General features: G+C 67.0%; 6 protein-coding genes. All 6 read left to right on the forward strand.

Annotated elements, in window-relative coordinates; all coding sequences use genetic code 11:
* Window positions 1–18 precede the first annotated feature (18 nt).
* The 6 genes from phnT to FFS49_RS01820 are packed head-to-tail and all read left to right on the forward strand — an operon-like array spanning window position 19 to window position 6,181.
* Complete coding sequence (phnT, locus tag FFS49_RS01795; RefSeq protein ID WP_071331933.1) at window positions 19–1,122, forward strand: 2-aminoethylphosphonate ABC transport system ATP-binding subunit PhnT; 1,104 nt, start codon at window positions 19–21, stop codon at window positions 1,120–1,122.
* On the forward strand, window positions 1,100–2,020 hold the full coding sequence (locus tag FFS49_RS01800; RefSeq protein ID WP_039339481.1) for a 2-aminoethylphosphonate ABC transporter permease subunit: 921 nt from the start codon (window positions 1,100–1,102) through the stop codon (window positions 2,018–2,020). Before phnT ends, FFS49_RS01800 begins: the two co-directional genes overlap by 23 nt.
* Window positions 2,010–2,870, forward strand: a complete 861-nt coding sequence (phnV, locus tag FFS49_RS01805) for a 2-aminoethylphosphonate ABC transport system, membrane component PhnV (RefSeq protein WP_039339479.1) — start codon at window positions 2,010–2,012, stop codon at window positions 2,868–2,870. The genes FFS49_RS01800 and phnV overlap by 11 nt, the downstream gene beginning before the upstream one ends.
* Entirely contained in the window at window positions 2,867–4,174 is a 1,308-nt protein-coding gene (phnA, locus tag FFS49_RS01810; RefSeq protein ID WP_137909852.1) for a phosphonoacetate hydrolase, read from the forward strand. Before phnV ends, phnA begins: the two co-directional genes overlap by 4 nt.
* On the forward strand, window positions 4,171–5,625 hold the full coding sequence (gene phnY, locus FFS49_RS01815) for a phosphonoacetaldehyde dehydrogenase (protein WP_137909851.1): 1,455 nt from the start codon (window positions 4,171–4,173) through the stop codon (window positions 5,623–5,625). The genes phnA and phnY overlap by 4 nt, the downstream gene beginning before the upstream one ends.
* Before the next feature lie 4 nt (window positions 5,626–5,629).
* Window positions 5,630–6,181: a phosphonate degradation HD-domain oxygenase gene (locus FFS49_RS01820; protein ID WP_071331937.1), complete on the forward strand. Its 552-nt coding sequence runs from the start codon at window positions 5,630–5,632 to the stop codon at window positions 6,179–6,181.
* Window positions 6,182–6,685: the final 504 nt, after the last annotated feature.

Here is a 6,685-nt window from a genome sequence, read left to right on the forward strand (position 1 = left end):
GTATTTGTGAGCAAGAGGATGAACCCGGTGGAAACCACCCTGACCCATCCCGGCGCATTCGGCGCCGCCGAACCGCAGGCAACGCTGCGGTCCGGCGCGCCGGGCGGCGTGCAGATCGAGCACCTGAGCGTGCGCTACGGCGCACGCACGGTGCTGGAAGATCTGTCGCTGTCGATCGGTGCCGGTGAATTTCTGACCGTGCTCGGCAAGAGCGGTTGCGGCAAGACCACGCTGCTGCGCTTCATCGCCGGGTTCGTGAAGGCCGACGGCCTGACCGGCACGCTGACCGTTGCCGGACGCGACCTGACCTATGCGCCGCCGCACAAGCGCAATCTCGGTCTGCTGTTCCAGAATTACGCGCTGTTCCCGCACCTGTCGGTGTTCGAGAACGTCGCATTCGGGCTGCGCGCACGCGGCATGGCGTCGTCGGAAGTGACGCGCCGCGTCGCCGACGCGCTGAAGCTCGTGCAGCTCGGCGATGCGGGCCATCATCTTCCCGCGCAACTGTCGGGCGGGATGCAGCAGCGCGTCGCGCTGGCCCGGGCACTCGTGATCGAGCCGGACGTGCTGCTGCTCGACGAGCCGCTGTCGGCGCTCGACGCCAACCTGCGCGCGTCGGTGCGCAGCGAACTGAAGGCGCTGCACGAGCGCCTGCCGAACCTGACCGTCGTCTGCGTGACGCACGACCGCGACGACGCACTCGTGCTGTCCGATCGCGCGCTGCTGATGCGCGACGGCCACATTGCGCAGCTCGGTACGCCGCAGCAGCTGTACGACGCGCCGCAGGACGGCTACGTCGCACGCTATCTCGGCCCGGCGAACCTGCTGCCGCCGCACGTGATCTTCCCGCTCGGCGATCCGCGCCACGAAGTGCGCGGCAAGGTGGCCTGTGTGCGCCCCGAGCGCCTGACCCTGATGCCGCTGGCCGCGGGCGGGCTGCACGGCACGGTGTCGTCCGTCGAATGGCAGGGCGCGGACCTGTCGATCGCGGTCACGATCGATGCAGCCCCCGACGAGCCCGTGCGCGTCACGATGCAACGCGGCCGCGGCGCGGCTCCCGAGCGCGGTGCGCGCGTTTCCCTGCATTGCGAGGCAGACGATGTCGTCCTTATCGAGCCCTGAAGCCGGCCTGCCGCCGCACGTGCTCGCGTCGGCCGCCGCGCACGCCGCCGCCGCGCGGCGCCGCAAGCGCATGGGCGACCTGCACCTGGCCGCGCTCGCGATCATCCTGCTGGGCCCGCTCGTCGTCTATCCGCTGGTGCGGCTCGTGCTGCTGAGCGTGTCGGGCGACCACGGGCTGAGTTTCGCGGCGTACCGCACGTTCTTCGGCAACCCCGATACCCGCGGCGTGCTGCTGACCACGCTCGGCGTGCTGTTCGCGAGCGCCGGCACCGCGTCGGTGCTCGGCGTGCTTCTGGCCGCGCTGCTGTTCTTCAAGCCGTTTCCCGGCGCATCGCTCGTCACGCGTTTCCTGGAACTGTACGTCGCGTTCCCGTCGTTCCTCGTCGCGTTCACGCTGATCTTCCTGTACGGCTCGCAAGGCTCGATCAGCATCGCGCTGCAGCACCTGTTTCATCTGGAGGAGCCGCCGCTGAACTTCCTGTTCGGCATAGGCGGCGTGATCCTCGCGCAGACCGTGTTCTACACGCCGTTCGTCGTGCGGCCGACGCTCGCGTCGTTCGCGACGCTCGACCTGCGGCTGATCGAAGCCGCGCGCAGCCTCGGCGCGTCCGGCTGGATGCTGGCGCGCCGTGTCGTGCTGCCGATCGCGTGGCCGGGCATCGCCGCCGGCACCGTGCTGTGCTTCCTGCTGACATTGAACGAATTCGGGATTCTGCTGGTGCTCGGCAGCGCACGGCTCGTGACGCTGCCGGTTGCGATCTACAGCAGCGCGACGGTCGACCTCGACCTGCCGACCGCGTCGGCCGGCGCTGTCGTGATGCTCGCGCTGTCGCTGGCGCTGTATGCGGTTTATCGCCGGGTAAACCGGCGTGCGACGGGAGGAAACGATGTCCGCTGAATTTCGTATCGGGCAAGCGGTGCCGCGCCACCAGATCGGCTGGAGTGACACGGTGCTCAAGCATGCGTCGCGCGTGGCGCTCGCGCTGGCCGCGTTCGCGTGCTTCTGGCTGTTCGTGTTGCCCGTCATCGTTGTCGCGCTGTCGAGCGTGTCGACGCAGTGGTCGGGCACGATTCTGCCGGCCGGCTACAGCCTGCGCTGGTTCGAGCGGCTCGGGTCGCCGGAATACGACGCGCTGCTGACGAGCCTGGAAATCGGCTTCGGCGTGTCGGCGGTCGGCACGATCCTCGGACTGTGGCTTGCGCTGGCGCTCGAAGGGCGCGACCGGCGCGGCCTCGGCGCGGTGGTCGACGCGCTCGTGATGGTGCCGAACGGTGTGCCGAGCGTCGTGCTCGGGCTCGCGGTGCTGATCGCGTATCACCAGAAGCCGGTCGACCTGTCGAGTTCGGCGGCGATCGTCGTGCTCGTGCAGCTCGCGCTGATTTTGCCGTTCTGCTATCGCTGCGCGGCCGCCGCGCTGCGTCCGGAACTGACCGTGCTGCGCGAAGCGGCGGCAAGCCTCGGCGCGCCGCCCGCGATGGTGCTGCGCCGCGTGCTGTTGCCGCAGCTCGTGCCGGCGCTGCGCGCGAGCCTCGCGCTCGGTTTCGCGCTGTCGCTCGGCGAGCTCGGCGCAACGCTCACGGTTTATCCGCCGGGCTTCGCGACCGTGCCGATCGTCGTGATCGGCCAGGTGGAGCGCGGGTATTACCTTCCGGCATCGGCACTGTCGCTGCTGATGCTCGGCGCGTCGCTCGCGGCGCTGCTGCTGATCGCTGCGCGCGTACCGCGCGGCAAGCGGGTGGCATCATGAACGCCGCGTTCGCATTGCGCCAGCCGGGTGAAGCGTCGGCAGCCGGCACGTCGACGGGTCTCGCGGGACGTTCCGTCGACGTCAACGGCCGGCACTACCGGCTGCCGGCCGAACCGACCGTCGTCGTCTGCGTCGACGGCTGCGAGTACGACTATCTCGAACGGGCGGTGGAAGCGGGCGTCGCGCCGTTCATCGGCCGGATGATCGCGGAAGGCACGGCCTGGCGCGCAGATTGCATCGTGCCGACCTTCACCAACCCGAACAACCTGTCGATCGTCTGCGGCGTGCCGCCGTCGGTCCACGGGATCTGCGGCAACTATTTCTGGGATCCGGCCGCCGACGGCGGGCGTGGCGCCGAAGTCATGATGAACGACCCGGCCTACCTGCGGGCCGGCACGCTGCTCGCGGCGGCGTCCGACGCCGGTGCGCGGGTCGCTGTCGTGACGGCGAAGGACAAGCTGCGCCGGCTGCTCGGCTGGCAACTGAACGGCATCTGCTTTTCGGCCGAGAAGGCCGCGCAGGCGAATCTCGCCGAAAACGGGATCGTCGACGTGCTCGACTGGGTTGGCCTGCCGTCGCCGGACGTCTACAGCGCGGCGTTGTCCGAATTCGTGTTCGCAGCCGGCGTGCGGCTTGCGCAGACGCGCCAGGTCGACCTGATGTACCTGTCGACCACCGATTACGTGCAGCACAAGTGCGAGCCGGGCAGTGCCGGCGCGAACGCGTTCTACGCGATGATGGACGGCTACCTTGCGCAGCTCGACGCGCTCGGTTGGGTGATCGGCCTCACGGCCGACCACGGGATGAACGCAAAGCACGATCCCGTGACGGGCCGGCCGAATGTCATCTATCTGCAGGACGCATTCGACGGCTGGTACGGCGCGCAGGCCGCGCGCGTGATCCTGCCGATCACGGATCCGTACGTCGTGCACCACGGTGCGCTTGGGTCGTTTGCGACCATCTATCTGGCGCCGGGCGTCGACCGGGCCGAGGCGATGTGGCGCGTCGGCGGCCTCGACGGCGTCGAGCTCGTGCTCGACAACGCGGAAGCCGCTGCGCGTTTCGAACTGCCGGCCGACCGGATCGGCGATCTCGTCGTAATCGGCCGCCGCGACATGACGCTCGGCACGCGCGAGCGCGAACACGATCTGTCGGGCCTCACGGTGCCGCTGCGTTCGCACGGCGGCGTGTCGGAGCAGGAAGTACCTTTGCTGTTCAATCGCCGTATCGAGCCGGACGATCCTGCGCGTCGCCCGCGCAACTTCGACGTGTTCGATTTCGTGCTGAACCGGGTCGCGACATGATGGCTCATCCCCGACACGATCACCCGGCGTTTCGCGCTGAGGCGCTGCGCTGGTGCGGCACGCGCGCGATGCGGGAACGCACGCTCGACGTGATGGACCCCTATACGGGCACGCGTGTCGGGACGGCGCCGCTGGCGAGCGTCGACGATGTGCGCGTGGCATTCGACTACGCGATGGCGTACCGGCCGACGCTCACGCGGTACGAGCGTTCGCAGATCCTCGAGCGTGCGGCCGCGCTGCTGCGCGAGCGCACCGAGGAAGCGTCCGACCTGATCACGCTCGAATCGGGGTTGTCGAAACAGGACTCGCGTTACGAAATCGGCCGCGTGGCCGACGTGTTGAAGTTTGCGGCGGTCGAGGTGTTGCGCGACGATGCGCAAAGTTTCTCGTGCGACCTGACGCCCCACGGCAAGGCGCGCCGCGTGTTCTCGCAGCGCCAGCCGCTCGACGGTGTGATCGTCGCGATCACGCCGTTCAATCATCCGATGAACCAGGTGGCGCACAAGATCGCGCCGGCGATCGCGACCAACAACCGCGTGATCGTGAAGCCTTCGGAGAAGGTGCCGCTGTCGGCGTTCTACCTGGCCGACCTGCTTTACGAGGCCGGTTTGCCGGAGCCGATGCTGCAGGTGCTGACCGGCGATCCGCGCGAGATCGCGGACGAGCTCGTCACGCACCCGCATGCGTCGCTGATTACCTTCACGGGCGGCGTGGCGATCGGCAAGGCGATTGCCGCGCGGGCCGGCTACCGCCGCATCGTGCTGGAGCTGGGCGGAAACGATCCGCTGATCGTCCTCGACGATGCCGATCTCGAACGCGCGGCGTCGCTGGCCGTGCTCGGCTCGTACCGGAATTCGGGCCAGCGCTGCACGGCCGTCAAGCGGATGCTGGTGCAGCGTTCGATCGCGCCGGCGTTCACCGAATTGCTCGTCGAGAAGACGCGCGCATGGAAGTACGGCGATCCGTTCGATCCCGCCAACGAAATGGGCACGGTGATCGACGAGGAAGCGGCGCGGCTGTTCGAGGCGCGAGTGGCAGAGGCGGTCGCGCAGGGCGCGCGCCTGCTGACCGGCAACGTGCGGCGCGGCGCGCTGTATGCGCCGACCGTGCTCGACAACGTCGATCCATCGATGACGATCGTGCGCGAGGAGACCTTCGGCCCGGTGTCGCCGGTGATCACGTTCGACACGATCGACGACGCGATCCGGATCAGCAACGGAACGGCGTTCGGGCTGTCGTCGGGCGTCTGTACGGACAGCACGGCGGCGGTCGTGCGGTTCGTGAACGAGCTGAACGTCGGCACAGTGAATGTATGGGAAGTGCCCGGATACCGGATCGAGCTTTCGCCGTTCGGCGGGATCAAGGATTCGGGGCTCGGTTACAAGGAAGGCGTACAGGAGGCGATGAAGAGCTTCACGAACCTGAAGACGTTTTCGCTGCCTTGGGAGTGAATGAATGGCATTGACGGTGGAAGAGATCCACGGGCTGTATCGTGAGCATGGCCATGTGGCCTATAGCGGCGAGCCGGTCACGCAGCTCGAGCATGCATTGCAGAGCGGATTGCTGGCCGAAGAGGCGGGGGCTGACGAAGCGCTGGTCGCGGCGGCGTTCCTGCATGACCTCGGGCATCTGCTGAATCGCCAGGGCGAGACGCCGAGCGCGCGCGGGATCGACGATCTGCATCAGTATTACGTGCTGCCGTTCCTGCGGCCGCTGTTTTCCGACGCGGTACTGGAGCCGATCCGGCTGCACGTCGACGCGAAGCGCTGCCTGTGCCGCACGGACGCCGGCTACTTCGAGAGCCTGTCGCCGGACTCGGTGCGCAGCCTCGCGCTGCAGGGCGGCATCTTCAGTGACGAGGAGACGGTGGCGTTCCTGCAGCGCCCGTTCGCGGAGGACGCACTGCGTCTGCGCCGCTGGGACGATACGGCGAAGGAGGAAGGCAAGGTGACGCCGGATCTCGATCACTATATGGAGATCGTCGCGCGCCAGGTGCGCGCAGCCTGACGGTTCGGCTGCTTCTATTTAAGGCCCCGCACGCGGCAGCGGGCGGGACCTTATATTTTTTGAGAAACCCCTTGCGCAGATCGAAGCGGGTGCCTACAATCACGCCTCTTTCGCGCTAACGGAAACGCGGCGCGGGAGAAGGGAAGCAGGGTGGGCGGTGTGCTGGAGTCTGTAGCGCGCAGCTGGCCTGGAAGTTGAGCCCCGCAGTCGCAACGATGTAGTGTAAAAAGTTGTTGACGAACTGCGAAACACGGTTCATAATCTCGCTTCTCTGCTGCTGAAAACGCGGTGCTGCCGGGAAACACGAAGTTCCTCGCAGAATGCTCTTTAAAAATTAACAGCCGATAAGTGTGGGCGCTTGATGGAAGCGAGCTGATCCTCGGATCAGATAGCGAAAGTATCAAGAGTCTCACACTAAAGTAAGTCAGGTTTATGAAGTGATTCATATTCCTGTCAGCTTTGAGTGAGCGACCGGTTCTTAACTGAACCGAAAACAGTAACAGG

Origin of the sequence: Burkholderia sp. 4NA327C6 (genome assembly GCF_005502655.1) — a bacterium.
GTDB classification, from domain to species: Bacteria; Pseudomonadota; Gammaproteobacteria; order Burkholderiales; family Burkholderiaceae; genus Burkholderia; species Burkholderia contaminans.

Excerpts from the sequence above, each read along its gene's own strand:
- phnT (WP_071331933.1), top strand. The coding sequence starts at position 19 with ATGAACCCGGTGGAAACCACCCTGACCCATCCCGGCGCATTCGGCGCC.
- FFS49_RS01800 (WP_039339481.1), top strand. The coding sequence starts at position 1,100 with ATGTCGTCCTTATCGAGCCCTGAAGCCGGCCTGCCGCCGCACGTGCTC.
- phnV (WP_039339479.1), top strand. The coding sequence starts at position 2,010 with ATGTCCGCTGAATTTCGTATCGGGCAAGCGGTGCCGCGCCACCAGATC.
- phnA (WP_137909852.1), top strand. The coding sequence starts at position 2,867 with ATGAACGCCGCGTTCGCATTGCGCCAGCCGGGTGAAGCGTCGGCAGCC.
- phnY (WP_137909851.1), top strand. The coding sequence starts at position 4,171 with ATGATGGCTCATCCCCGACACGATCACCCGGCGTTTCGCGCTGAGGCG.
- FFS49_RS01820 (WP_071331937.1), top strand. The coding sequence starts at position 5,630 with ATGGCATTGACGGTGGAAGAGATCCACGGGCTGTATCGTGAGCATGGC.